The organism is Variovorax sp. 05N34 (assembly GCF_056397405.1).
Genome location: NZ_JBFTNI010000003.1, coordinates 75,188 through 101,591, shown reverse-complemented (window position 1 = coordinate 101,591; position 26,404 = coordinate 75,188). Strand labels below are relative to the sequence as shown.

The 26,404-nt window shown below is 64.7% G+C and carries 26 protein-coding genes; 14 read left to right on the top strand and 12 right to left on the bottom strand.

The window, feature by feature from the left end; genetic code table 11:
• The 8 genes from AC1DMA_RS09465 to AC1DMA_RS09430 all read left to right on the top strand — a co-directional run bounded on the left by AC1DMA_RS09465 (position 1) and on the right by AC1DMA_RS09430 (position 7,511).
• On the top strand, positions 1-702 hold the full coding sequence (locus AC1DMA_RS09465; RefSeq protein ID WP_478144021.1) for an ABC transporter ATP-binding protein: 702 nt from the start codon (positions 1-3) through the stop codon (positions 700-702).
• Between the two features lie 15 nt (positions 703-717).
• A complete protein-coding gene (locus AC1DMA_RS09460; RefSeq protein WP_478124798.1) occupies positions 718-1,578 on the top strand; it encodes a branched-chain amino acid ABC transporter permease in 861 nt (286 codons plus the stop codon).
• Between the two features lie 23 nt (positions 1,579-1,601).
• Complete coding sequence (locus AC1DMA_RS09455; protein ID WP_478124797.1) at positions 1,602-2,672, top strand: branched-chain amino acid ABC transporter permease; 1,071 nt, start codon at positions 1,602-1,604, stop codon at positions 2,670-2,672.
• Positions 2,656-3,525: an intradiol ring-cleavage dioxygenase gene (locus tag AC1DMA_RS09450; protein ID WP_478144020.1), complete on the top strand. Its 870-nt coding sequence runs from the start codon at positions 2,656-2,658 to the stop codon at positions 3,523-3,525. Before AC1DMA_RS09455 ends, AC1DMA_RS09450 begins: the two co-directional genes overlap by 17 nt.
• Before the next feature lie 130 nt (positions 3,526-3,655).
• A complete protein-coding gene (dctP, locus tag AC1DMA_RS09445) occupies positions 3,656-4,675 on the top strand; it encodes a TRAP transporter substrate-binding protein DctP (protein ID WP_478144019.1) in 1,020 nt (339 codons plus the stop codon).
• Positions 4,672-5,256, top strand: a complete 585-nt coding sequence (locus AC1DMA_RS09440) for a TRAP transporter small permease (protein ID WP_478144018.1) — start codon at positions 4,672-4,674, stop codon at positions 5,254-5,256. The genes dctP and AC1DMA_RS09440 overlap by 4 nt, the downstream gene beginning before the upstream one ends.
• The gene (locus AC1DMA_RS09435; protein ID WP_478124793.1) at positions 5,256-6,617 is read left to right on the top strand and encodes a TRAP transporter large permease; all 1,362 of its coding nucleotides are present in this window, start codon (positions 5,256-5,258) and stop codon (positions 6,615-6,617) included. The genes AC1DMA_RS09440 and AC1DMA_RS09435 overlap by 1 nt, the downstream gene beginning before the upstream one ends.
• A gap of 78 nt (positions 6,618-6,695) precedes the next feature.
• The gene (locus tag AC1DMA_RS09430; protein WP_478144017.1) at positions 6,696-7,511 is read left to right on the top strand and encodes a class I SAM-dependent methyltransferase; all 816 of its coding nucleotides are present in this window, start codon (positions 6,696-6,698) and stop codon (positions 7,509-7,511) included.
• Here AC1DMA_RS09430 and rbsK read toward each other — a convergent pair.
• Positions 7,508-8,446 carry a ribokinase gene (gene rbsK, locus AC1DMA_RS09425; protein WP_478144016.1) on the bottom strand — a complete coding sequence of 313 codons (939 nt, stop codon included), beginning with the start codon at positions 8,444-8,446 and terminating at the stop codon, positions 7,508-7,510. The two genes, AC1DMA_RS09430 and rbsK, sit on opposite strands and share 4 nt — an antisense overlap.
• A 126-nt stretch (positions 8,447-8,572) precedes the next feature.
• Between rbsK and AC1DMA_RS09420 the strand changes: the two genes are divergently transcribed.
• A complete protein-coding gene (locus AC1DMA_RS09420) occupies positions 8,573-9,586 on the top strand; it encodes a Bug family tripartite tricarboxylate transporter substrate binding protein (protein ID WP_478144015.1) in 1,014 nt (337 codons plus the stop codon).
• An 18-nt stretch (positions 9,587-9,604) separates the two neighbouring features.
• On the opposite strand, the gene AC1DMA_RS09415 is transcribed toward AC1DMA_RS09420, so the two are convergent.
• Positions 9,605-10,390: an IclR family transcriptional regulator domain-containing protein gene (locus tag AC1DMA_RS09415; RefSeq protein ID WP_478124789.1), complete on the bottom strand. Its 786-nt coding sequence runs from the start codon at positions 10,388-10,390 to the stop codon at positions 9,605-9,607.
• A gap of 128 nt (positions 10,391-10,518) precedes the next feature.
• On the opposite strand from AC1DMA_RS09415, the gene AC1DMA_RS09410 reads away from it, so the two are divergent.
• From AC1DMA_RS09410 to AC1DMA_RS09390, 5 genes are all read left to right on the top strand, one after another.
• Complete coding sequence (locus AC1DMA_RS09410) at positions 10,519-11,220, top strand: 3-oxoacid CoA-transferase subunit A (protein WP_478124788.1); 702 nt, start codon at positions 10,519-10,521, stop codon at positions 11,218-11,220.
• Between the two features lie 2 nt (positions 11,221-11,222).
• A complete protein-coding gene (locus tag AC1DMA_RS09405) occupies positions 11,223-11,867 on the top strand; it encodes a 3-oxoacid CoA-transferase subunit B (RefSeq protein ID WP_478125273.1) in 645 nt (214 codons plus the stop codon).
• A gap of 22 nt (positions 11,868-11,889) precedes the next feature.
• Positions 11,890-13,095, top strand: coding sequence for a 3-oxoadipyl-CoA thiolase (gene pcaF, locus AC1DMA_RS09400; protein ID WP_478124787.1), 1,206 nt, complete (start codon positions 11,890-11,892; stop codon positions 13,093-13,095).
• 132 nt (positions 13,096-13,227) lie between these two features.
• Positions 13,228-13,449, top strand: a complete 222-nt coding sequence (locus tag AC1DMA_RS09395; RefSeq protein WP_478124786.1) for a hypothetical protein — start codon at positions 13,228-13,230, stop codon at positions 13,447-13,449.
• A gap of 33 nt (positions 13,450-13,482) precedes the next feature.
• Entirely contained in the window at positions 13,483-13,860 is a 378-nt protein-coding gene (locus AC1DMA_RS09390) for a hypothetical protein (RefSeq protein WP_478124785.1), read from the top strand.
• 32 nt (positions 13,861-13,892) lie between these two features.
• Here the strand turns inward: AC1DMA_RS09390 and AC1DMA_RS09385 are convergent, their stop codons facing one another.
• The 10 genes from AC1DMA_RS09385 to AC1DMA_RS09340 all read right to left on the bottom strand — a co-directional run bounded on the left by AC1DMA_RS09385 (position 13,893) and on the right by AC1DMA_RS09340 (position 26,369).
• Positions 13,893-14,300: a MarR family winged helix-turn-helix transcriptional regulator gene (locus AC1DMA_RS09385; RefSeq protein WP_478124784.1), complete on the bottom strand. Its 408-nt coding sequence runs from the start codon at positions 14,298-14,300 to the stop codon at positions 13,893-13,895.
• Positions 14,301-14,421: 121 nt separating this feature from the next.
• Positions 14,422-16,146: an acyl-CoA dehydrogenase family protein gene (locus AC1DMA_RS09380; RefSeq protein WP_478144014.1), complete on the bottom strand. Its 1,725-nt coding sequence runs from the start codon at positions 16,144-16,146 to the stop codon at positions 14,422-14,424.
• 10 nt (positions 16,147-16,156) lie between these two features.
• Complete coding sequence (locus AC1DMA_RS09375; RefSeq protein ID WP_478124782.1) at positions 16,157-17,884, bottom strand: tannase/feruloyl esterase family alpha/beta hydrolase; 1,728 nt, start codon at positions 17,882-17,884, stop codon at positions 16,157-16,159.
• A gap of 40 nt (positions 17,885-17,924) precedes the next feature.
• A complete protein-coding gene (locus tag AC1DMA_RS09370; RefSeq protein ID WP_478124781.1) occupies positions 17,925-18,653 on the bottom strand; it encodes an ABC transporter ATP-binding protein in 729 nt (242 codons plus the stop codon).
• 1 nt (position 18,654) lies between these two features.
• Positions 18,655-20,466, bottom strand: coding sequence for a branched-chain amino acid ABC transporter ATP-binding protein/permease (locus tag AC1DMA_RS09365; protein ID WP_478124780.1), 1,812 nt, complete (start codon positions 20,464-20,466; stop codon positions 18,655-18,657).
• A 155-nt stretch (positions 20,467-20,621) separates the two neighbouring features.
• Positions 20,622-21,662 (bottom strand): branched-chain amino acid ABC transporter permease, encoded by a 1,041-nt coding sequence (locus AC1DMA_RS09360; RefSeq protein ID WP_478124779.1) that lies wholly within the window; start codon positions 21,660-21,662, stop codon positions 20,622-20,624.
• Positions 21,663-21,692: 30 nt separating this feature from the next.
• Complete coding sequence (locus tag AC1DMA_RS09355) at positions 21,693-22,835, bottom strand: ABC transporter substrate-binding protein (protein ID WP_478124778.1); 1,143 nt, start codon at positions 22,833-22,835, stop codon at positions 21,693-21,695.
• Positions 22,836-22,878: 43 nt separating this feature from the next.
• Positions 22,879-23,643, bottom strand: coding sequence for an SDR family NAD(P)-dependent oxidoreductase (locus AC1DMA_RS09350; protein WP_478124777.1), 765 nt, complete (start codon positions 23,641-23,643; stop codon positions 22,879-22,881).
• 33 nt (positions 23,644-23,676) lie between these two features.
• A complete protein-coding gene (locus AC1DMA_RS09345; RefSeq protein WP_478144013.1) occupies positions 23,677-25,587 on the bottom strand; it encodes a feruloyl-CoA synthase in 1,911 nt (636 codons plus the stop codon).
• An 8-nt stretch (positions 25,588-25,595) separates the two neighbouring features.
• On the bottom strand, positions 25,596-26,369 hold the full coding sequence (locus AC1DMA_RS09340; protein WP_478124775.1) for a crotonase/enoyl-CoA hydratase family protein: 774 nt from the start codon (positions 26,367-26,369) through the stop codon (positions 25,596-25,598).
• Between the last annotated feature and the right edge of the window lie 35 nt (positions 26,370-26,404).

The window sequence follows — 26,404 nt, the reverse complement described above, 5'->3', positions numbered from 1 at the left end:
ATGACCGCACTGCTCGCAGCCCACGGTCTCAAGGCCTTCTACGGCGATGCCCAGGCGCTGTTCGGCGTCGACTTCAAGCTTTCGCAAGGCGAACTGGTGGCGATCATCGGATCGAACGGCGCAGGGAAGTCGACTTTGCTCAAGTGCCTGACGGGGCTCGTGCGTGCGCCGCGTGAGGCGGTGCAATTCAAGGGCGAAGCAATCGGCGGCTTGCCACCGGGCGACGTCGTGAAGCGCGGGTTGGCCATGGTTCCGGAAGGCAGGCGTCTTTTTCCGAGCCTGAGCGTCGAGGAGAACCTGCAGATCGGCGGCCTCACGGGCCGCAAGGGGCCATGGAACCTGCAGCGTCTCTATGCCCTGTTTCCGATCCTGGCGGAGAAGCGACATAACCCCGGCACGGCACTCTCGGGCGGCCAGCAGCAGATGGTGGCGCTCGGCCGCGCGCTGATGAGCAATCCGGAAGTGCTCTTGTGCGACGAGTTGTCGCTGGGCCTCGCGCCGATCGTTATCCGCGAGATCTACGCTGCGATGCCCGCCATCACGCGAGAGGGCATGACCGTGGTGATCGTCGAGCAGGACGTGACGATGGCGCAGCGCGTGTCCCAACGCATCTATTGCCTGCAGGAGGGTCGCGTGTCGCTCCAGGGCCGCTCGGATTCGATCACGCGCGAGCAGATTTCGCAGGCCTACTTCGGCATGTGAGCGAGGAGACATCCCGTGCTTGAAACCATTGTCCAGGGCGTGCTGCTCGGCGGCCTCTATACCTTGTTTGCGCTGGGGCAGTCGTTGATGTTCGGCGTCATGCGCCTTACGAATACCGCGCAGGGGGACTTCATCATCCTCGGCGCATTCGCCGTCATCGGCGGCGTCACGCTTTTCGGCGACGCTCCGCTGCTGATCTCGCTGGCGGTGCTGCCGATTGCCTTCGGCTTCGGCTATGCCTTGCAGCGCTATGTGCTCAACGGCACGCTGGGCAAGGACCCATTGCCCTCGCTGGTGGTGACCTTCGGCTTGTCGATCGTGATCCAGAACCTGCTGCTCGAGTTGTTCTCGGCCGATCCGCGCTCGATCGAGACCGGAGGACTCAGCACGCAGGGCTTGCAACTGGGTGAGTCGCTGTCGGTCGGCGTCCTGCCGCTGATCGTGCTCGCGGTCGCGCTGGTTGCGACGGGGGCGCTCCAATGGCTCTTCGCCAATACCTCGCTCGGTCGCTCCTTTCGCGCCGTGTCGGACGACAGGGAAATCGCCGAGCTGATGGGCCTGAACGCAAAGAAGGTCTATGCGCTGGCCACGGCCATCGCTTTCGTGCTGATCGCCATCGCTGGCGCTCTGCAAGGCATGCGGACCACAGTGTCGCCATCGGATGGACCACTGCTGCTGCTCTTTGCCTTCGAGGCGGTGATCATCGGCGGCATGGGCTCGTTCTGGGGCACGCTCGCGGGCGCGATGATCTTGGGCATTACGCAGCAGATCGGCTTCAGGCTGGATCCAGGCTGGGGCATCTGGATGGGCCATCTGGTGTTTCTGCTGGTGCTGGTGTTGCGGCCTCAAGGGCTCTTTCCGAAGACGCGCGGCTGAGTACGGACACCATGGAACCTGTCATGACCAACAATTTCAACGTGGTTCGCAGCACGGCCGTCAGCCGCTCTGCGCTTTGGGCAGCGGTGGCGCTTGTGGTGCTGGCCGCAAGCCTGCCGCTGTGGGGCGAATCGAGCTGGATGCGCGAATTCGTCGAGATCGCCTGCTACTTCATCTTCGCGATGATGTGGAACCTACTCGCGGGATACGGAGGCATGGTGAGCATCGGGCAGCAAGCGTTCTTCGGCTTCGGCGGCTACGTGATGCTGATGCTGGGCAACTTCGCGGGGCTCAACCCCTTCATCGCGATTCCGCTGGGTGCGATCGCCGCGGGGTTGATCGCAGTGCCGGTTTCGTTTGTCGCGTTTCGGCTGTCGGGCGGCTACTTTGCCATCGGCACCTGGGTCATCGCCGAAGTGTTCCGGCTCAGCTTCGCGAACGTTTCAGCGGTGGGTGGTGGGTCGGGCACGACGCTGACGGCGCTGCGCGGCATCGAGAAGGCGACGCGCGAGAGTGTCACGTACTGGATGGCGTTGGCGTGCGTGGTGGCGGCGATCGCGCTGGTCTATCTGTTTCTGCGGAGCAAACGCGGCCTTGCCTTGCTCGCCATCCGCGACAACGAGGTGGCGGCGGAATCGCAGGGCATTCCGGTGGCGCGCATGAAGCTCGCGGTATACGTGGTCGCTGCCTTCGGCGCCGGACTGGCGGGCGCGCTCTATTTTGTCGGCAACCTGCGCATCAGCCCTGATGCCGCCTTCAGCGTGAACTGGACTGCCTTCGCGATTTTCATGGTCGTGATCGGCGGGATCGGCCGCATCGAGGGGCCCCTCGTGGGTGCCGTGATTTTCTGGGCGCTCAACAAATTCCTGAGCGACTACGGGACCTGGTATTTGCTGGGCCTCGGCCTTCTCGCGATCGTCGTCACCATCTTCTTCAAACAGGGACTGTGGGGCTTCGCGCAGCAGCGCTGGGGCTGGTCGCTGTTCCCCACCCAGCGGCGCCTCGTGGTGCTCGACCGCATCGGGGCGAAGCGCGTCGAATCGTTGGCCCGTTCCTCTGACCTGGAGTTCCATCCCCATGCGAAACATCAATGAAAACACCATCACCGCCGCGGTGCTCGAACGCATCGCCGGCACCCCGAACGCACGGCTGAAGGAGATCATGTCGGCGTTGGTGCGCCATATGCATGACTTCGCGCGCGAAGTGCGCCTGACGGAAGCCGAGTGGGCAGCCGGCATCGAGTTCCTGACGGCGACCGGGCAGAAGTGCAGCGACAAGCGGCAGGAGTTCATTCTGCTGTCGGACACGCTGGGGCTGTCGATGCTCACGGTGGCGCTCAACCATGCGAAGAGCGCGCAGGCGACCGAGGCGACGGTGTTCGGCCCTTTCCATGTACACGGCGCCCCTCACCTTGAACTCGGCGCCGACATCTCTGGCGGCGCCAAAGGTGAGCCCCTGTTCGTGAACGCCACGGTGCGTGGCCGAGACGGAGAGCCGGTCGCCAATGCCCAGGTGGACGTCTGGGAGGCGGATGCGGAAGGCTTCTACGACGTTCAGCGCGCCGGATTGGACGTTCCGCAGGGACGCGCCGTGTTCCGCACGGACGACAAGGGATTGCTGTGGTTCCGCGGCGTCATGCCGGTGGCGTACCCGATCCCGACGGACGGCCCGGTGGGCGACATGCTGCGCGCCACCAAGCGGCATCCGTGGCGGCCGGCCCACGTTCACTTCATGATCCAGGCGCCGGGCTACGAAACCCTCATCACGCATGTGTTCAGGGACGGCGACGAGTATCTCGACAGTGACGCGGTCTTTGGGGTGCGCAGCTCGCTCATTGGCGATTTCGTGTCGCATGCGGCAGGCGTCGCGCCGGACGGCACTGTGCAGGCAACCCCTTTCCATACGTTGAAGTTCGATTTCGTGCTGGAGCCGAACGCGGTGAAGTGACGGGTGCCCGGTCGACCGCGGCGCGTCTGGGCGGCGGAATGTCATGGATAACACCGAGGGCGCCGCTGCGCCATCGCCAATAAGGTGTATGTCTGGCGCCGCGCAAAGACGGCAACTGGAGACACACGCTATGAACTTCAAACGACGCGACGTCCTGTCCGCCGCGGCAGCGGCGTCACTTTTGGCGATAACTGGCCGCGCCGGTGCGCAGTCGAGCACTCTCAAGATCTCGCATCAGTTTCCCGGTGGGACGCTGACCGAGGGTGACTTCCGTGATCGGCTGTGCCGTCGCTTCGCCGCTGACATCGAAAAGCGCAGCAATGGCGCGCTGAAGGCGGAGATCTACCCCGGCTCTTCGCTGATGAAGACCAACTCTCAGTTTTCCGCGCTCCGAAAGGGCGCGCTCGACATCGGGCTGGTCCCGTTGTCGTATGCCGGCGGCGAAGTGCCCGAAACCAACATTGGCCTGATGCCCGCACTTGTGCCGAGCTATGAAGTCGGCGCGGCGTGGAAGACCGCCGAAGTCGGCAAGCTGCTCTCGAAAATGCTCGACGACAAAGGCGTCATCGTGCTGAGCTGGATCTGGCAGGCCGGCGGCGTCGCGAGCCGCACCGCTCCGCTGGTGGCGCCTGAGGATGCCAAGGGCCAGAAGGTGCGTGGCGGCAGCCGCGAGATGGACATGATGCTCAAGGCGGCAGGCGCTTCGGTGATCACGCTGCCATCCAACGAGATCTACGCCGCGATGCAAACGGGCGCGATGGATGCCGCGATGACTTCGTCGACCAGCTTCATCTCTTTCAAGCTCGAAGAGATCGCGAAGAACTTGACGAGCGGCCGCAACAGGGCCTATTGGTTCATGTTCGAGCCGCTCATGATGTCCAAGGATGTCTTTGCCAAGCTGCCGAAACCGCAGCAGGACATCATCATGGCCGCTGGTGCCGAGCAGGAGAAGTTCGCCATCGACTCGGCACGCGCCGACGACAAGCTCGCCGCCGAGGTCTATGCCAAGGCTGGCGCGAAGGTCTTCGACATCGACGATGCGACGATGAAGAAGTGGCAGGTCATCGCACGCGAGACTGCCTGGAAGGACTACGGCGAGCGCAACGCGTCTTGCAAGGCGTTGCTGACGGCCGCGCAGAAGCTTCTGTGAGCGGCGCGCTGCAGCCTGCGCCACTCGGGCTCGGCATACCGATCGATCCGGCCACGCCGCGCGTGCTGCTGCCGCTGGCGCGCGCACTGCAAGCGGTCAATCGCATCGCGATGGCCCTCGGCATGCTTGCGCTCCTGGCCGCTTCGGTGGTGCTTACCTACAGCGTGGTGTCGCGCTACTTCATGAAAGCGTCCACCGACTGGCAGGACGAGGCCGCGGTGTTCTGCCTGGTCGGCATGACGTTCATGTGCGGCGCGTTCGTGCAGTCGATTCGTGGGCATATCGGGATCGAGGCCATCAGCTCCCAGTTGTCGGCGGCCGCGAATCGCGTGCGAATGGTGGTGATCGATTTCGTCAGCCTGGCCTTTTGCGGCTTCTTCGCGTGGAAATCGTGGACCCTGTTGCATGAGGCATGGGTCGATGGCATGACGTCATCGTCTTCTTGGGCGCCGCCCTTGTGGATTCCCTATGGGCTGATGTCTCTCGGCATGAGCCTGCTCACGCTGCAACTGCTGGTGCAGCTTTGCGCCAGCATCAACCGGGTTGTGAACCGGACCGCCAGCGGAGCAGAGGTGCATTGATGTCGATGCTCGCGCTGGGGCTCCTGTTCGGCGTCGCGACGCTGTTGCTGATGTTTTCGGGAACGCCGATCGCGTTTGCCCTCGGCGCGGTTGCCGTGCTGTTCATGGCCTTCTTCATGCCGGGATCGTCGCTTGATACGGTGACGCAGAACGTCTATGAGGAGATGTCGAGCATCACGCTGTTGTCGATTCCGCTTTTCATTCTGAAAGGGGCGGCCATCGGCCGTTCACGAGCGGGACAGGATCTGTACGCGGCGATGCACGTGTGGATGCACAAGGTGCCCGGCGGCCTGGGCATCGCCAACGTATTCGCCTGCGCGCTCTTTGCCGCCATGGCCGGATCGAGCCCCGCGACCTGTTCGGCCATCGGAAGTGCCGGCATTCCGGAGATGCGCAAGCGAGGCTACTCGCCGGGCTTTGCGGCCGGCATCATCGCGGCCGGGGGCACGCTCGGAATCCTGCTGCCGCCGTCGATCACGATGATTCTTTACGCGGTTGCGGCCGAGCAATCCCTGGGACGCCTATTTTTGGCGGGCATCGGGCCGGGCGTGCTGCTGGTGGCGCTCTTCGCGGGCTACGCGATGCTCAACTACCGGAAGGAGTATGGCCGCGCCAGGCGTGCATTCGAACGCGACGGCAGCACATCGGCGTTGCTCGATGACGAGCACTTCAGCCTGCGGCAGAAGTTCGAGATGCTGCCGCGCGTGGTGCCGTTCGTGGTGCTGCTCATCGGCGTGATGGTGGCGCTGTACGGCGGCTTTGCCACGCCTTCGGAAACGGCCGGCCTTGGCGGGCTTCTGGCGCTGCTGCTCATCGCGGTGATCTATGGCGTGTGGCGCATCAGGGATCTTGCGCCGATCCTCGCGGCCACGATCAAGGAATCGACCATGTTGATGTTCATCATCGGCATGTCGCTGCTTTTTTCATACGTGATGAGCTACCTGCACATCAGCCAGTCGATGGCGAGCTGGATCGTCGCGCTTCACTTGTCGAAGTGGCTGCTGCTCGCGGCCATCCTGGTGCTGGTGATCGTGCTGGGGTTCTTCCTGCCGCCCGTGAGCATCATCCTGATGACGGCGCCAATCTTCCTGCCGCCTTTGAAGGCTGCGGGGTTCGATCTCATCTGGTTCGGCATCCTGATGACGATCGTGATGGAAGCCGGATTGATTCATCCACCGGTCGGGCTCAACATCTTCGTGATCAAGAACATCGCGCCGGACATTGCGCTGTCGGAGATCATCTGGGGCGTCCTGCCCTTCGTGCTGCTGATGTTCGTGGCGGTGTTCCTGATCTGTGTCTTCCCAGGCATCTCCACTGCGTTGCCCGATCTGGTGATGGGGCCGGTGCCGGGTAAATCTTAGGGTCGATCCCTGCATCAATCCCCGCGTCAATCACTGGGTCACAATCGCCGCCAGGGATTCGAAGGAGGACCCGAAGTCATGGAAACCGCGAACGTGCAATCTGCTGAACACCAGGGTCGTCATGGCGGGCGCAAGGAGGATGCCGACTTGCAAGCCGAGGTGCTCGCGCCTCACGTCCCGCTGCCGGCCTACTACGGAGACGAAGCCGAGCATCAGCAGTTCCTTCGCCGCATCTTCGATGACACGGCGCCCGACTACGACCGGATCGAGCGTGTGCTGGCGCTGGGCTCGGGCCCTTGGTATCGGCGTTCGGCGCTCCAGCGGGCGGGCCTCTCCAAAGGCGCGGAGGTGCTGGACGTCGGCATCGGCACCGGGCTGGTCGCGCGCGAAGCGCTCACCCTCATTGGTCCCCAAGGCAGGCTGGTCGGCGTCGATCCAAGCCCCGGGATGATGGGAGAAGTGAAGTTGCCAGGCGTGGAACTCGTTCGCGGGCGCGCGGAGGCATTGCCTCGCCCTGATGCGAGCAGCGATTTCATCAGCATGGGCTATGCGCTGCGCCATATTGCCGACGTGAATGCGGCTTTCGCGGAGTTCTTTCGTGTGCTGAGGCCGGGTGGCCGGCTGCTGGTTCTCGAAATCAGCAAGCCCAGCGGTCGCATCGGCACTGCCGTGCTCAAGGCGTACATGCGGGGCGTGGTGCCAGTCATTGCCAAGGTGGTCGCGCACCAGCACGATACGGCCGAACTCTGGCGCTATTACTGGGACACGATCGAGGCCTGCATCGCACCGGCATCCGTGATGGACGCACTGCGTACGGCCGGCTTTGTCGATGTGAAGCGGAACGCCGAACTTGGCATCTTCTCCGAATTCACCGCGGTCAAGCCGGGCATCTAGTAAGGAATGAGCGTCCGCGGACGGCCTACCGGCGGCAGCCCCGAGAGTTCGTGCCGGTACGGAATGGAAGCCTGGGCGCCGGCTCGGGTCACGCACACGGCCGCCGCCTGGATGCCCAGGGCGATGCCCGCGTCGATCGCGTCGCCTCTCGCGAGTGCGGCGCACAGCGCGCCGATGAAGGTGTCGCCGGCGGCCGTGGTGTCGATGGCATTCACCTCGAGTGCCTCGAAGTGCCGGCAACCTGCAGCGTCGCAAGCGATGACGCCCTCGGCGCCCATCGTGAGGATCACGTGGACGGGCCCTCGCTCAAGCAACACCTTGGCCGCGCGCGCGGCGCTGCCCAGATCCTTCACGGCGATGCCGCTCAGGAGGGTGGCCTCGGTTTCATTCAGCACGAGGATGCCCACTTGCTGAAGCAGCGAATCAGGCAACTGACGGGCCGGTGCAGGGTTCAGCACCACCGTCACACCGGCCCCATGCGCGAGTGCTGCTGCGTCTGAAGCGGCCTCCATGGGGACCTCGAGTTGAAGCAACAGGAGTTTCGCGGGCGCGAAATCCAATGCCCATCGCCGCGCGTCTTCGGCATTCACGCAAGCGTTGGCGCCCGAAATCAGGGAGATGCGGTTCTGAGCGCTGTCGTCCACCATGATCAGCGCCACCCCCGTCGAGGCGGCGGCCGTGGCGACGTGGGTCACGTCGATGCCGTCGCTGGACATGGACGCCTTCAAAGCCATGCCGAAGTCGTCATCGCCCACCCGGCCGATCATGGCGACCTTCGCGCCCTGTCGCGCGCAGGCGACTGCCTGATTGGCGCCCTTGCCGCCAGGTGTGGTCATGAATGAATGCGCGTGCAGGGTTTCTCCTGCCGCCGGAATGCGCGGCACGCGGACGACCAGATCCATATTGAGACTGCCAAAGACTGCGATGTCGGGCATGGCTGTGTTGACTTCAGTGAAAGGTTGAATTCTCAGGGCGACCCTGGCGAAACGAAGCATTTGGGCTGACTTGCATACGGGAGCGAGCTCGCGTAACGTTCTGTAACTCGATTAACCCGCCATTCGATGATCACCAAACGCCGCCTTCTGCAGACCTTTGCAGCATCGCTCTGTACGACCGGCGCATGGGCGGACGACGCTTCCCGCACGCGCACCGCGCCGAGTCTGGCCGCGCCGCCCGTTTGGCCCTCGAAGCCCATCCGCATCCTCGTCGGATTTCCGGCCGGTGCTTCGCCGGACCTTGCAGCGCGCGCGGTGGCGGAACCGCTCTCGAAGCTTCTCGGGCAACCTGTGTTGGTGGAAAACCGGCCGGGTTCGAGCGGCAACCTCGCAGCCGATCAGGTGGCAAAGGCGCGTGACGACCACACCATCGGCGCGCTGATCAACGGCAATCTCACGATCGCAAAGCTCCTGAACCCCAACACCCCGTTCGATCCGGAGAAGGACTTCGCGCCGGTGAGCCTGATCGGCACTGCGCCTCTGGTACTCGCCGTTTCAGGCGACGCTGCCGGCACCAACGCCGAGGAGTTGCTCCTATGGGCGCGCAACCTCAGCAGCGCGGGAAAGTATGGGACTCCCGGGGTCGGGACGGTGGGCCACCTGGGCATGGAACTGCTCAAGAGCCGAACCAACATCACCGCGCAGCACGTGCCCTTCACCGGCAATCCTCAGGTCATCAACGCGATGCTTGCGGGGCAGATTCAACTGGCGCTTCTGCCGCCGGGGCTGGCCAAGCCGCATGTGAAATCAGGCAAGCTGAAGGCCGTGGGGGTGACTTCGCCCGATCGAAGCCCGCTGTTTGCCGAATTGCCGACCTTGCGTGAAGCCAATGTCCGGGGCGCGGATCTCGAGATCTGGACCGCACTCGCTGCGCCTGCGACGCTTCCGCAGACAGCGGTCGCCAAGCTGAACGCGGCGCTGGCGGAGGTCGTTCGGTCGCCGGATGTAAAGGCGCGCTTGCTCGCCGCAGGATGGCAGGCGCAAGGCGGTACCCCGCAGGCGCTGGGCTACCGCATGCGCAGCGACACCGCACAGCTGGGCGGCGTGATTCTGATGCGAGGCATTCGGTCAGACGCCTGACCGGGGCTTCAGAGGGCCTCAGAGAAGCCGCGATATCTCCGCGGCCGAGGCGAGCAGCCCCGGCAGCATGGTGTCCTGCATCACCTTTGCGCTCGTCCGGTTGGCCTGGCCGCTGATGTTGAGCGCCGCGACCGCGCGGCCTGCGCGATCCACGATGGGCGCTGCGATCGAAACCAGTCCTTCTTCGAGCTCCTGGTTGACGAGGCACCATCCCTGCTTCCGCGCCTGAAGTACCTTCGCGAAAAGTGCGTCCACGTCAGTCAGCGTGTGCTTGGTGAAAGCCTCGCGCGTGGAGGCGGCGAGCCTGTCCCGGATTTCCTGGTCTTCGAGGTCTGCGAGCAGGAGGCGGCCCATCGAGGTGCAGTAGGCCGGCAGGCGAGAGCCCACTCCGAGGCTGATGCGCATGATCTTGTGCGTGGGCACGCGCAGAACGTAGACGATATCGGTGGCGTCGAGCACGGCCGCCGAGCAGGACTCCTGCACCTGCTGCACGAGCGCTTCCATCACCGGCTCGGCGCGGTTCCAGATCGGCATCGACGACAGGTAGGCAAAGCCCAGGTCCAGGATGCGCGGCGTGAGTGTGAAATGCTTTCCGTCGCTGTGGACATACCCGAGCGTCTGTAGTGTGAGCAGGATGCGGCGCGCCCCCGCGCGGGTGAGTCCGCTCGCGGCGGCAACTTCGCTGAGCGTCTGACGCGACGTGTTGGCGCTGAACGAACGAATAACCTGGAGACCGCGTGCGAAGGACTGCACGTAGCTGTCGCCGGGTGCGGGTGCAACGGGGTGTTTCCGATGGGTTGCCATGGGTGGTGATCTTCTCTAGAATTCATTATACGAACAACTGTTCGCGTATCGAACAAATTGGCAAAAAATCGCAGCCGGCGCGTTCGACCTTTCACTCGGCTTCTTTTTCTTCCCCGGAGACAGAATTCATGATCAACAAGATCGCGCCTTCGATCGCTGATGCCATGGCCGGCATCCAGGATGGCGCCACAGTGCTGATCGGCGGCTTCGGCACCGCCGGCATTCCCAACGAGCTCATCGACGGCCTGATCGAACAAGGGGCCAAGGACCTCACCGTCGTCAACAACAACGCTGGCAACGCCGAAGCCGGCCTTGCGGCTCTCCTGAAGGCCGGACGCGTTCGCAAGATCATCTGCAGCTTCCCCCGCCAGGCCGACAGCTACGTGTTCGACGAGCTCTATCGCTCCGGCAAGCTCGAACTGGAACTCGTGCCGCAGGGCAATCTGGCCGAGCGCATCCGTGCCGCGGGAGCTGGCGTTGGCGCCTTCTTCTGCCCCACGGGTTATGGCACGCAACTGGCAGGCGACCGCGAAACGCGCGAAATCGACGGCAAGCAGTACGTGCTCGAATACCCCATTCGCGGTGACGTGGCATTGATCAAGGCCGAGAAGGGGGACCGTTGGGGCAACCTCGTGTATCGCAAGGCCGCGCGCAACTTCGGCCCGGTGATGGCCATGGCAGCCGACCGGACGATCGCCACCGTGCACGAGATCGCCGAGCTCGGCGAAATGGACCCCGAGACCATCGTCACGCCGGGCATCTTCGTCAACCGGATCGTCAAGATCGAGCGCGTCGCCACCGAGGCCGGCGGCTTCAAGAAGGCAGCATGACCATGAGCAACTACCAACGCCGCACCAAGGACCAGCTCGCAGCGCGCGTCGCGCAGGACATCTTCGACGGGGCCGTCGTCAATCTGGGCATCGGTCAGCCCACGCTGGTCGCCAATCACCTGCCCGCCGGCCGTGAAGTCATCCTGCACAGCGAAAACGGCATCCTGGGCATGGGCCCGGCGCCTGCTGAAGGCCAGGAAGACTATGACCTGATCAATGCCGGCAAGCAGCCGGTCACGCTGCTGCCCGGCGGGGCGTACTTTCACCATGCCGACAGCTTTGCGATGATGCGCGGCGGCCATCTCGACATCTGCGTGCTGGGCGCCTTCCAGGTCTCGTCGACCGGCGATCTCGCGAACTGGAGCACCGGAGAGCAAGGTGCCATCCCGGCGGTCGGCGGGGCAATGGACCTTGCCATCGGCGCCAAGCAGACATGGGTCATGATGGATCTGCTCACCAAGAAGGGCGAGAGCAAGATCGTCGAAAAGTGCACCTACCCGCTGACTGGCATCGGTTGTGTCAAGCGGGTGTATTCCGATCTCGCTACCCTCGAATGCACGCCGACGGGGCTGAAGCTGATCGACAAGGTCGACGGCCTCGAGCATGTCGAACTCGAAAAACTGGTCGGCCTGCCGATCGCCATCTGAATCGACGAAGAGACACATCATCATGACCAACCAAGCCTTCATCTGCGACGCCGTTCGCACCCCCTTTGGCCGCTACGGCGGTTCGCTCGCCAGCGTGCGCGCCGACGATCTCGGCGCCGTGCCGCTCAAGGCGCTCATGGAGCGCAACAAGAACGTCGATTGGCAAGCCGTCACCGACGTGCTCTATGGCTGCGCCAACCAGGCCGGCGAGGACAACCGCAACGTGGCGCGCATGTCGGCGCTGCTGGCGGGCTTGCCGCTCGAACTCGGCGGCGCCACGATCAACCGCCTGTGCGGATCGGGCCTGGATGCGCTCGGCAGCGCCGCGCGTGCCATCAAGGCCGGCGAGGCGGGCCTGATGATCGCCGGCGGCGTCGAAAGCATGAGCCGAGCGCCTTTCGTGATGCCGAAGGCCGAGAGTGCCTTCAGCCGCGCGAACGCGGTGTATGACACCACCATCGGCTGGCGCTTCGTCAACAAGCTGATGAAGGCGCAGTACGGCGTGGATTCCATGCCCGAGACGGCCGAGAACGTCGCCACCGACTACAAGATCGAGCGCGAAGCGCAGGACCGGATGGCGCTCGCCTCGCAGCAGCGTGCCATTGCCGCGCAGAAGTCAGGCTTCTTCGACGCCGAGATCGTGCCGGTCACGGTCGCGCAGAAGAAGGGCGATCCGATCATCGTCTCGAAGGACGAGCATCCGCGCGACACCAGCCTGGAAGCCTTGGCCAAGCTCAAGGGCGTCGTGCGCCCTGACGGCACCGTGACCGCCGGCAACGCCAGCGGCGTGAACGATGGCGCGGCCGCGTTGCTGCTCGCTGACGAAGCCAGTGCTGCCAAGTACGGTCTCAAGCCGCGCGCTCGCGTGGTCGGCATGGCGACGGCCGGCGTGCCGCCGCGCATCATGGGCATCGGCCCGGCGCCTGCGACCGAGAAGGTGCTCAAGCTGACGGGCCTCAAGATCGACCAGATCGACGTGATCGAACTCAACGAAGCTTTCGCCGCACAAGGGCTGGCCGTATTGCGGCTCCTGGGCCTCAAGGACGACGATGCGCGTGTGAATATCAACGGCGGCGCGATCGCGCTGGGCCACCCGCTCGGCGCCAGCGGCGCGCGGCTCGCAACGACGGCTGTGAACCAACTTCACAAGGGCGGCGGTCGCTACGCGCTATGCACGATGTGCATCGGCGTCGGGCAAGGCATCGCGGTCATCCTCGAGCGCGTCTGACCGCGGGGGGAGCGCTTCCCGCCGTCGTGCGGAGCGCGATGAAGTAGGCGGTCCGCCGGGGGGTATCGGGCTGCCGATGTAATGCAAACCTCTACGATTGCGGCGCGGCTCGGGCATGTGCAGAATTTCGGCATGTCCGCCCCGTCGCAGTCGCCCGGATCTCTCGAGGATGAAGAGCTTCATAACCTCGCATCGGGATGGCGGCTGCGCGCGATGCAGGGCGACCAGCTCGCCCATCGCATGGCGCAGGCCCTCGAGGCCGAGCAGCGCCGCAGGATCCGCGATACCGGGCTGCAAACTCTGCCGCCAGCACCATCGAGTCGCGCTTCCACGCCCTGGTGGAAATTCTGGTGACAAGCTCCTGCCACCGACTTCCTCTCTGACTGAATGATCACCATCGATTTTGGAATCGGTCTGGCCCTGCTCAGCTTGTTTGCCGCAACGTTTCTGTCCAACGTGCTTGCGCGTCGGCGAGACAGGTATCGAGAGCTTGATCCACTGATGCGCGAGGCGCGCGAACTTCTGCTGCTGGAGCGCACGGCGCCGAATCCGCAAAGCCCTACATTGACGCCCGCGCACTGGTCACGCATTGAATCGCTGCAGCCCAGTTGGCGGCGACAGGCATTTCAATCGGCGCGGACTCGCTATATCCAGGCGCGATCGGCGTTTTCGCGTCATGAGTTCAATGGCGAGCTCTACTACCCGAATCCTTCATTGATCGCTGACGCGGCCTACGACGTGCTGCGCCTGACGGAACGCTTCTAGGCCTGCACGGGCGCTGTGGCTCGCGGCTGCGGCTAGTGGTAGATCTTCTGGAGCAACCGGATCAGCGTTTCGCGCTCGCGGGGGGTGAGCCGTGCGCTGGCGTCAGCTTCGAGTTGCATGACCGTTTGCTCTGCCTCGCGAATCAAGTCTTCGCCGGCGGGCGTGAGGTAGAGGCCGATGGCGCGGCCGTCATGCGGATGCGGCCTGCGCTCAATGAGCCCGCGGCTGTCCATTGCAGCAATGAGGCTCACCAGATTGGGCGGCAGGATGTCGAGCGTCGAACACAACTGCCTCGAAGTGGCGCCGGGATTGTGCGCGATGAGCGACAGGACCGAAAAGTCGACCTGCTTCAGTCCATAGGCTGCCATGCGCTCCGCGAACACTTGGCTCACGACCAGCCATGCGCGCCGAGCGTTGTAGCCGACGAGTGTCTCTAGCATTCGGATATCCAGTGTGTCAGGCCGCTGAGCGTGGGCACGGGCATGGATGTCGGAAGTGGGCTTCTTTCGGGAAACTGCCATGGCGCAAGCGTAACTGTCTTCGAGCTTCGAGTGGCGATTCTCAGGCGACAACTCGCGCGGTGACCGCTTCGCAGGCGCGCTTGACGATCCCGAGGCGCATCTCGAATTCCGGCAACACCCAGCGACGGAACGCCGCCGCCGAAGCGGACCAGCGAGCGTCGTCGGGCGAAGCGCTTTCGATGCGAGCCCATGCCCATGCCAGCAGGGTGAGCATGACGATCCTCAGATAGTCATCGGCCACCTCGTAGGACAACGTGGTGTCAGCCTGCGCCGCCATGGCGATGGTGGTCGTGAGATAACGAAGCTGCGCCAGCCTTCGCTGCACGTCGGCATCGACTTCGCGGGCCGCTTCCAGCTCGTCACGCAATTCGACCAGCAGCGCCGACATCCCCGCGCCGCCATCGGCGAGCACCTTGCGCACCAGCAGGTCGATAGCCTGGATCTCGTTGGTGCCTTCGTAGATCATGGTCACGCGAGAATCACGCACGATTTGCTCGATACCCCATTCGCGCACATAACCATGCCCGCCGAACACCTGCAGGCATTCGCTTGCGCCGTAGAAGGCCTGCTGCGTGCAGGCAGCCTTGAGGACGGGCGTGATGAGCGCACACCAGCGCTGTGCGCGTTCGCGTGCCTTGGGATCTGCGTCGTGGCGCGCGACGTCGAGTTGCACGGCGGTGCGATAGGCGATCAGGCGCGCCCCGTCGATCCAGGCACGCTGGGTGTCGAGGATGCGGCGAATGGCCGGATGTTCAGCGACCAGGTCCGATGGTTCGCCGCCGCGGCTGACCGGCGCGGGGCCAGGCGCGCGCATTTGCCGCCGCTCGTGTGCATAGGCATCCGCCTTCTGCCAGGCTGCATCAAGCAGGCCGATCCCCTGCAATGCGACATGCAGGCGCGCCGCGTTCATCATGACGAACATCGCGGCGAGACCTCGGTTCGCATCTCCGATCATCCAGCCTATGGCTTCATCGAAGCGCATGACGCAGGTCGAGCTGCCGTGCAGGCCCATCTTTTCCTCGATGCGCTCGCAATGAACGCCATTGCGCGATCCGTCGGGCAGGACCTTTGGCACCAGCACCAGCGACAGGCCCTTCGGCCCTGCCGGCGCGTCGGGCAGGCGGCAGAGCACCAGGTGAACGATGTTGTCCGAGAGATCGTGATCGCCGCCGGAAATGAAAATCTTGCTGCCCGACACCAGGAAGCTACCGTCCAGAACGGGCACTGCGCGCGTGCGCACCTGACCCAGATCGCTGCCTGCATGGGCTTCGGTCAGGCACATCGTGGCCAGCCATTCGCCGGTGGCGATCTTCGAGAGATAGCGTTGCTTCAACTCGTCGCTGCCGTGATGCTTGAGGCACTCGTATGCGCCGTGCAATAGCCCTGGCGCCATCGTGAGGCCGTGGTTCGCGGCACTCAGCCATTCGAAGAGCACCGCTTCGAGCACGGCAGGCAAGCCCTGTCCGCCGTCTTCAGCCGCGGCTGAGAGTGCAGGCCAGCCGGCCTCGACAAAGGCGCGATAGGCGTCGCGGAACCCCGGCGGCGTGACGACCTGACCATCGACCATGCGGCAGCCGATTTCATCGCCACCACGGTTCAGCGGCGCGATGACTTCGGCGACGAACTTGCCGGCTTCGTCGAGCACTTGCGTTTGCAGCGCAAGGTCGAATTCTGCAAAGGGCGGCAGGGCGCCCAACCGCGGAACGGCACCCAGTACGGCGTTCAAAACGAAGCCCACATCGTCGGGGCGTGGCTGGTAGTTCATGGCGATGTCTTCAATGGGCAGGCGCGCGGCATGCAAAGCTGGCGGCGGTTTCGATGTCGCCGCCCGTGTAGGCCGCAACCTGCGGATAGGGGCACAGTGGACGCGTACGGTGCGGCGACCATCCGGCTGGCGCTTCGGGATTAGCCGTCGCGGCGCCAGGGCCGCGCGCGCTCGCAACTACCCGCGCGGGCGCCTGGCCTTGCTCGACCCAGCCCACCAGCGCCGTCAGCATGTCGAACTGGTCGGTGGCCGGACCACCGGCGCAATGGTTCATTCCGGGCACGGGAAAGTAGCGCGCGAAGGCCGAGGCATCTCCGCCGTTCGCCACCTGCAGTCGCTCGTACCACTCGGCCGTGTCGTCGGACGAAAACACCGGGTCGCTCGTGCCGTGATAGACGATCAGTTTGGCGCCGCGCTCGCGCAGTACCGCAAGGTTGTCCGGCTCTGGCGGCGGCATGAAGGACATGGCCGATTCGCTGTAGATGCCGCTGCTCGCGTAGATGGTGGGTGCGTCCGTATCCATGTCGAAGCCGAGCGCGAAGGGCAGTCCGGCCGGGCGATCCGCCATCGGCGGCGACGCGAAGATGAAGGCGACCGCGCCGGCGTCGCGGGTTGCCGGACTGGCAAACTTCCACTCGCGCCAGTTGCTCCCGCTGATTCCGGCATCGAACGGAAAGGTGTTGTAGATCGGTTTTCCGAAACTGTTGTGTGCACCGGCAAACACGCTGGACAACACGGTCTTCTGCGCGCTGGTGAGACATTGCCCGTCTCGGGCGCCGATGCACGTGGGTACGTCGTTTTCGAGGTGAAAGCGCGATTTGCATGACTTCACGTCAGCGACGATTCCATCCGCGAGCCCATCCAGCGCATCGCAGCGCGCCAGTACACGGTCTGCAACCAGCTTCAGTTCCGCAGGCGTGAAAGCGGTCTGCAGATCGGGCTGGCCTGCGGACGTCGCAGCGGCCACCTTTGCGTACTGCTGTGCGCCATAGAGCTGCGCGACAGCGGCCCGAGGCAGGTTGTAGCCCGGGTCACCGGCGATGATGCCGTCGTATTGGCCTGGCGACCGTGCAGCTGCGACCATCGCGTGCCGGCCGCCGTTCGAGCATCCGCCGAAATACGAGCGATCCGGTCCGCGGCCATATGCCTTCGCAATCAGGTTCTTGGCCATGGGGGTGAGCTGTGCGACCGCGTTGTAGCCGTAGTCGAGCCGTGCTTGCAGGTCGATGCCGAAGCGCGGGCCGAGAGAACCTGCATGCCCCGCATCCGAGCTGATGACGGCGAATCCCATCTGTAGCGCAGTGCTCGTGGGCCCACCGCCACCAATGCCGCCGACGGCCGGAATCACGACACCGTCGAGCCCGCCGTTCGCCTGGTAGAAAAAGCGGCCGTTCCATTCGAGCGGGAGGCGCATCTCGAAGCCGATTGCATATCGATTGCCGTCGACCGGACTGACCCGATCGTTCATGCGGCCCTGCACCAGGCAATGAGCGGGCGCGGGTACCGTGGCATTGCCGACAGTGAGCGCGCCGGCTGGGACCGACGTGACTTGCGTATAGACCGTTCCTTGCATTGCAGCCTTGTTCGCCAAGTCGGCGCACGACAACAGCGCGCCGGGCTTTGCGGAGGTGAGCTGCGGCAAGGCACGACCAGGGTGCCCCGGGCTCGCGCAGGCGGCTGCCAATAGGGCGCAAGCGAGTGCGATCGCGCAGATCGACAGGCCTTTTCGTGCATCCATCATGCGTCTCCGGCTATGGCGCTGGTTTGCGCCGCGGTTCTCAGGCGCGCTTGGCGCCAAGATAGGTGTCGATCACACGCGAATCGCCGGCGAGTTGGCGCGCTTCGCCTTCGACGCTCACGCTGCCCATCTCGAGCACGTACCCGTGATCCGCGACTTCGAGGGCTGCGCGTGCGTTCTGCTCGACAAGGAGGATCGTCACGCCCGTCTGGCGCAGCGCGGTCACGGTGCGGAAGATCTCCTGCACCACGAGCGGCGCCAGGCCGAGGCTGGGTTCGTCGAGCATCAGCAGCGCTGGCCGCGACATCAGCGCGCGGCCCACCGCCAGCATCTGCCTTTCGCCGCCCGAGAGCGTGCCCGCGAGTTGAGCGCGACGCTCCTTCAGGCGCGGGAAGATGGTGTAGACCTCGTCGATGCGATCACGCCACTGGCGATTGCCGAGGCGCACCTGACGGAAACCGCCGAGCACGAGGTTGTCTTCCACCGGCATCGTGCCGAAGAGTTCGCGCTTCTCGGGCACCAGCGCGACGCCGAGCATCACGCGTTCCTCGAGCGACAGGCCACCAATGGCCTGGCCACGAAACTCGATGCTTCCCTTGGAAGGCAGCACGCCCATCAGCGCATTGAGCAAGGTGGATTTGCCAGCGCCGTTCGGGCCGATCACGGTCACCACGCTGCCTTCGCCCGCCTGCAGGTCGATGCCGTGCAGCACCTCGGCGCGGCCATAGCCGGCGCGCAGGTCCTTGATTCTCAGAAGGGGCGTCGTCATGTCAGTGTTCCGTTCCGAGATAGGCCGCGCGCACCTTGGGGCTCTGCTGCACTTCCGCCGGCGTGCCTTCCATCAGGTGAGTACCGAATTCCATCACCACGATGTGGTCGCAGATGTCCATCACGAGATCCATGTCGTGCTCGACCAGCAGGATGCTCATGCCCTCGCCACGCAAGGTCCGCAGCACATCGGCGAGCGCCTGCTTCTCCTTGTGGCGCAGGCCGGCAGCGGGTTCGTCCAGCAGCAGCAACGCCGGATCGGCGCACAGCGCGCGGGCGATTTCAAGCAGGCGCTGCTGACCCATCGCGAGATTGCCGGCGAGTTCCTGCAGGTAGTCGCCCATGCCGACGCGCTGCAGTTGCCGTTCGGCTTCACGAAATAGTTGGCGTTCTTCGGCGCGATCGGCATGCAGCATCGCCGCAACCGCGCCCTTGTGGCCGCGCAGATGCCCGCCGAGTGCGACGTTCTCCAGCACCGTCATGTCCGGAACCATCTTGACGTGCTGGAAAGTGCGAGAGACGCCGCGCTGGGCGATGGCCCGCGACGAGAGCCCGCCGATGGCCTCGCCGCGAAATTTCACCGCGCCGCTCGTGAGGCTCAGCACGCCCGTCACCAGGTTGAAAGTCGTGGACTTGCCAGCACCATTGGGGCCGATCAGGCCGACGATCTGGCCCGCGCGGGTCTGGAAGCTGATGTCGTTCACCGCCACCAGGCCGCCGAAGGTCTTGCGGATCGATTGGACATCGAGCACCACGTCGCCAGCGGCCGGCTTCGTTCGTGCCGGCAGATCCGCAGCGCCGTTCCAGTCGATGGGGCGTGGCGCACGCGGCAGGCGCCGGTCGACGAAGTCCCAGAGCCCATCGGGCAGGTACTTGAGGACCAGCACGATCATGATGCCGAACACGATGAGCTCGTAGCTTCCGCTCGTGCCGATGAGCTTGGGTAGCAGCACCTGCAACTGATCTTCGAGCAGCTTGACCACGCCGGCGCCCGCCATCGCGCCCCAGACATGCGCCGCGCCACCGAGCACCACCATGAACAGGTACTCGATGCCCATCTTGATGCCGAAGGGCGACGGGTTGACCGTGCGCTGGAAGTGCGCAAAGAGCCAGCCGGAGATCGAAGCCAGCATCGCGGCCAGCACAAAAATGCCGACCTTGTGCCGCAGCGTGTTCACGCCCATGGCTTCAGCCATTTGCGAACCGCCCGCGAGCGCGCGAATGGCGCGGCCGCTGCGCGAATCAAGCAGGCGGATCACCGCGAAAGTCGCGAGCAGGGCAAAGGTCCAGGTCACTGCATAGAAAACCCGCTGCTGACCAACTTCGATGCCGAAGAGAGTGAGACCCTTGACGCCCAGGATGCCGTCGTACTTGCCGAGGGCCTCAAGATTGCCCATCAGGTAATACAGCGAGAGCGCCCACGCAATGGTCGCCAGCGGCAGGTAATGCCCGGACATCCGCAGCGTGATGCCGCCGATGATCGCGGCGCTTAGTCCCGTGAGCGCAAGCCCGATGAACAGCGTGAGCCAGGGAGACAGCCCGTAGTTCACGCTCAGGTAGGCGGTTGTGTAGGCACCGATGCCGACGAAGGCTGCTTGCCCGAAGGACGTGAGCCCGCCTACACCGGTGAGCAGCACCAGCCCGAGCACCGGCAGGGTGTAGATGCCGATGTAATTGAGCTGGATGATCCAGAAATTCGGCAGCGGCAGCAGCGGCAGCACCGCGAGGAACACGACTAGCGCGAGAGGGCCCCACGTGCGCAGCCCGCTCTTGCGAGGTGCCTCGGTCGCCGGTGGATTGAGCGTAGCTTGCATATCAGTTTTCCACTAAGCGATGACTTGGCCCGCGACGCAAGTGGTGCGCCCGAGGCCAAAAACCCCGCGGAACCGGCTCTGCCGGGCCGCAGGGGTTGCCCCCGGACGGGGGGTGGCGGCCACACGAAGTGGGCAAGCCTGGGGGAGAGCTTTCATCAGTGGTCCTCATCCGAGTGGCCGCTGCGCAGCGAACGCCAGAGCAATACCGGCAGGATGATGGTGAACACGATCACTTCCTTGAACGAGCTGGCCCAGAACGAGCCGAAGGATTCGATGACGCCCACCCCCAATGCGCCGATCAGCGCACCGGGATAGCTCGCGAGCCCGGCGATGACGCCAGCCACGAAGCCCTTGAGCCCGATCAAAAAGCCCGAGTCGTAGAAGATCGTCGTCGTCGGTCCGATCAGCAAGCCAGAGAGCGCACCGATCAATGCGGCCATCGCGAAGGTGAGCTGCCCCGCGGTCTGCGTGGAAATGCCCATCAGGCGCGCGCCGAGGCGGTTCACGGCCGTGGCCCGCAGCGCCTTGCCATACAGGGTGCGCTCGAAGTACAGCCACAGCATCACGATGAGGGCAGCAGACGCGATGAAGATGATCACCGCCTGGCCATTGACATTGAGCGGCCCGATGGCAAAGCGCTCGTCCCAGAACGGCGGATTGCGAAAGCCTTCGGCGCCGAAGAAAAGCAGCCCGAGGCCAGTCATCGCGAAGTGCACGCCGACCGAGACAATGAGCAGCACGAGCGAACTCGCGCCTGCGAGAGACTGGTAGGCGACGCGATAGACCAGCGGGCCATACGCCGTGACGATGCAGATCGTCAGCAGCGCCTGCAATGCAAGCGGAAGCTGGCGCGGCGCGGCCCATGCGGAGATGGCGCAGATGACGGCAGGCACGGCAAACGTGCGCACAGCCGCCACCAGAGCGGGCGCGAGCCGCCCGCGGTGCCGCCAGGTGCTCGCCAGGTCCATGAGCGCGGCGACTCCGGCAAGGATCAGCAGCAGCCAAACCGTGCCAGGCACCTTGCCCGTCTGGAAGATCGCCAGCGTGAGTGCGCCGTAAGCGACGAACTCACCCTGTGGGATGAAGATGACGCGTGTGACGGTGAACACGAGCACGATGCCCATGCCGAGAAGCGCATAGACCGCCCCGTTCGTGAGTCCGTCCAGCGTCAGGATGCTGGCTATTGAGAAATCCATGGCGGGGCTTGCGCTCGAGTTCGTCCGTGATCAGGGTTGCGCGTCGACCTTGAACTGGCCGTTCACCACCTTGAGCATCACGCCGGTTTCGTTCGTGTAGCCCCAGTGGTTGTCGGGCGTCCAGTTGAGCACGCCATGCGCGAGCACGGTGCGACCCATGGTCTCCATGGCATCGCGCAGCGCGGCGCGGAATTCAGGCGTGCCGGGCTTGCCCTTCTTGAGCGCGATCGGAACTGCCTTTTCGAGCACCGTGAGCGCGTCGGCGCCGTGGCCCGCGAACTGGTTGCGCGAGCCCGGGCCATAGGCCTTCTCGTACTGCTGAACGAATGCGACCGCTGCCTGCTTCGACGGATGGTTGTCGGGCAGCTGCTCGGCGACGGTGGCGGGGCCCGAGACAACGAAGGTGCCTTCAGCGTCCTTGCCGGCGGTGCGCATCAGATCCTGCGTGGCGGCGGCGTGCGTCTGGTAGACCTTGCCCTTGTAGCCGCGCTCCATCACTGCCTTCTGCGGCATGCCGGCGCCGCTGCCCGAGGCGACGATCAGGATGGCGTCGGGGTTGGCCGACGTGAGCTTGAGCACCTGGGCGGTGACGCTGGTGTCGGCGCGGCCGAAGCGCTCAGCGGCGACGATCTTCATGCCGTTCTTCTCGGCTTCGGCAGTCAGCGCCTTGAGCCACAGTTCGCCATAGGCGTCGGTGTAGCCCAGGAAGCCGATCGTCTTGATCTTCTGTGCCTTCATGTGCTGCACCACGGCGTAGGCCATGACGTCGTTCGACTGCGGCAGGCGGAAAGTCCACTTGTCCTTGCCGGGGGGCAGGCCTGCTGGCGATGCGGCGAGTTGCACCGTGCCCGATTCCGCAGCCACGTCGGCCATCGGAATCGCCACCGGCGTAGCCGCCGAGCCGATGATGACGTCGACCTTGTCTTCCGTCACCAGGCGCTGGGTGTCCTTGACGCCGGTGGTCGGATCGGTCGCATCGTCGAGCATGACGACCTTGAGGTTTTCGCCCGCAATGGTCTTCGGCCACAGCGCGATCTGGTTCTTCATCGGAATACCCAGGCCCGAAGCCGGGCCGGTGAGCGGCAGCACGACACCGACCGTGAGGTCAGCATGCGCGGCGCCGAAGAGGCCGAGCACGAGCGCGGCAGCGAGGGTTGCTTTCTTGAAGTTCATGAGGACTGTCTCCTTGGGTAGCTAACAAAAACTCGGGACTTGGTCAGCGTGGGGCCATGCGAAGCGCGCCGTCCAGGCGGATTACTTCGCCGTTCAGGTGCCCGTTGGTCACGATATGGCATGCCAGTTCGGCGAACTCCGAGGGTTTGCCCAGGCGCGGCGGGAAGGGGATCGAAGCCGCGAGCGATTGCTGGACCGGTTCCGGCAGTTCCTTGAGCAGCGGGGTCGCGAAAAGCCCCGGTGCGATGGTGCAAACGCGGATGCCGTGCTGCGCAAGATCACGCGCCATCGGCAGCGTCATGCCGACCAATCCACCTTTTGACGCGCTGTAGGCCTGCTGGCCCACCTGGCCGTCGAAGGCCGCCACCGATGCGGTGAACATCATCACGCCACGCTCGCCGCCTTCGACCGGGTCGAGCTTGGCGCAGCGCGCTGCGTAGAGCCGGCTGATGTTGTAGGCGCCGATGAGATTGACGTTGACCACTCGCACGAAGTCTTCGAGCGGTGCGGGATTGCCGTCCTTGCCGACGATGCGCTTGGCGCTGCCGATGCCCGCGACGTTCATGAGGATACGAGCAGGGCCGTGCGCAGCCTCGGCCTTGTCGAGGGCCGCCGTGACGCTGTCGGCTTGCGTGATGTCGCAGACGCAGGCGATGCCGCCGATTTCGGCCGCAACTTTTTCGGCGAGAGCGGCGTTGACGTCGAGCACAGCCACCTTCGCGCCCAGCCGCGCGAGTTCGCGTGCGGTGGCTTCACCGAGGCCGGATGCCCCACCGGTGACGAGTGCTGCTTGTCCTTGGATGTTCATGGCGGTTGTCTCCTTGGGTGGTCCTTGGGTGATTTAGCGGGGTTTGAGCGTGAAGGGCAAGGTGTCGTTGTGCAAGGCCTCGGCCAATGCGGCGCGATGCTTCAGCACGGCGCGCTGGTTGATGGAGCCCTTGTCGGTCACTTCTCCCTTGTCGATCGATGGCGGCTCGGAAACGATGTGCGCGCGCGCGATGCGGTTGGCGCTGCCGGTACTCGCGGCGGCGAGCGTGTCCAGAAGTTCCTGGAACCGCGCCTGCACGGGTGCGCTTTCGACGACATCCTTCATGGAAGCGCCCTCCGGAAGGCCCGAGAGTTGCCGCACCGCCTGCGTCGGAAAGATGAGCGCGCCGACTTCCTTCAGGTTGATGCCGGTCAGCACCACGTCCTGTACGTAGGGCGCCCCGGCCGCGCTGATCCGGGCCCGCAGCGGTCCCACGCTGACGAAGGTGCCGGTGGCGAGCTTGAAGTCTTCCGCGATGCGGCCATCGAAGCGCAAGCCGCGGTGGATGTCTGCATCGTCGATCCACTGAACCGCGTCACCCGTGCACAGGAAACCTTCTTCATCGAAAGCTTCGCGCGTTGCTTCAGGGGCTCGCCAGTAGCCGGGCGTGACGTTCGGTCCGCGATAGCGCACCTCCACCTTGCCGTCGACGTCGACCAGCTTGAGCGTCATGCCCGGCGTCGGCACGCCGACATCGCCTGCGCGCACGTCGGGGCTGTTGATGAACATCGCCGAAGGGCCCGATTCGGTCATGCCGAGGCCGGTTGCCATCACGATGCGCTCGCCGATCTCCGCTTCCTGGATTTCGTGCAGCAGGTCCCAGACGGGCTGCGCCAGCGCGGCGCCGGAATAAAAGAACATGCGCACGCGCGACAGCAGCGTCTTGCGAAGCTGCGCATCTTCTTTCATGGCGTGGGCGATGGCCTCGAAGCCGGTCGGCACGTTGAAATAGACGGTGGGGGCGATCTCGCGCAGGTTGCGCAGCGTTTCTCCCATCAGTGCCGGCGTGGGCTTGCCGTCATCGATGTAGAGCGTGCCCCCGTGATAGATCGTGATGCCGACGTTGTGATTGCTGCCGAAGGTGTGGTTCCACGGCAGCCAGTCGACCAGCACCGGCGGTTCTTCGGCCAGCGAGGGCATGGATTGCGCGATCTGGACCTGATTGGCGCACCACATGCGCTGCGTGTTGATGACGGCCTTGGGCATCTTGGTCGAGCCCGAGGTGAATAGAAACTTCGTGATCGTGTCCGGCCCGGTCGCTTCCATGGCCCTGTCCACCGCGTGCGTGGCCGGTGTGGCCAGCAGGCTGTCGAAAGTGGTGATCTTGCGGCCGGCCAGATCGGGTGAAGCCGCACCGACGTCCGCCGCGCCGCCATGGCCCTGCTGCAGCACGATTTCGACGTCCGCAGGCGCGACTGCGGCGATTGCCCGGCCGAAGCGCGCGGCATCGCTCGCGAAGACGAGTCCTGGAGTGAGCGTCTCGAAAATGTGTCGCAGCTTGTCGTAGTCCTGACTGACGATGGAATAGGCAGGCGATACGGGGCAGTAGGGGATTCCGGCGTAGATGCATGCCAACGACAACTGGGCATGCTCCAGGCTGTTCTCGCTCAGGATCATGACCGGCCGCTCGGCGTTCAGCCCACGGTTCAGCAGAGCCTGCCCGATGCGCCGTGCATCCTGCAGCGCCTGCGCATAGCTGAGGTGCCGCCATTCCCCGGTGCTCCCGTCAGGAAGCTGCGCGCGACGCGCCACGAAAGTGCGATCGGGCGCCACGTGCGCCCAGTGCATCAGGCGGTCGGTGATGCGCTCAGCGTATTCCTTGAGCGGCTCCGTCGCCTCGATGTAGCGGACGCCCGCGGCGCCTTCGCGCACGCTCACACGACGCACGCCGAAGGTCACGGGACGGTAGCGCGGCGTGATTGCCGCTGAGCGAGGGGCTTGCATGGATGACCTCAGTTTTTCTGCACTTTGCCGGCCTTGCCTTCGAGGAAGGCGCGCACCCGCTCCTTGGCCTCTGGCGCGCTTTGCGCGATGCCTGCCATCAGCGCTTCGGTGAAGAATCCGTGGTCCGCGGGTTGCTCGGAGATTCGCGGCAGCGCGTGCATCAGCGCGTAGTTGGTCAGCGGTGCATTCGAAGCCACGCGCCTGGCGAGTTCGACCGCCTTGTCCAGGGCGGTGCCTTCGGGGACGAGGTATTGAGCGAAGCCGGCGCGCTCGCCCTCTTCGGCGTTGTAGACGCGGCCCGTCATCATCATGTCGGTCATGCGGGCGGTGCCGATCAGCTTGGGAATGCGCACCGAACCTCCTCCGCCGACGAAGATGCCGCGAGAGCCTTCGGGCAGCGCGTAAAAGGTGGTCGCATCGGCAACGCGGATGTGGCAGGCACTGGCGAGTTCGAGTCCGCCGCCAACCACGGCGCCGTGGAGCGCCGCGATCACGGGCACAGGGCCGTGCTGCACGAGTTCGAGCGCCGCATGCCACATGCGCGAATGCACGAGGCCCTGGCCGGCGTCGCGCTCCTGGAGTTCCGACAGGTCGAGCCCGGCGCAGAAGTGCGGCCCTTCGCCGTCGATCACGGCTGCGCGCACGGAACTGGGCAGCTTTTCGAAGGTGTTGCGCAGGGCGAGGATCAATGCGTCGGACAGCGCGTTGCGTTTGCTGGCGCGGGTGAGGCGCACGATGGCGATGTTGTCCTGGATGTCGAGCTGGAGGTCGGTGTGGATCATGATTGCATTCCGGAGTGCGATCGATTATGGTTATA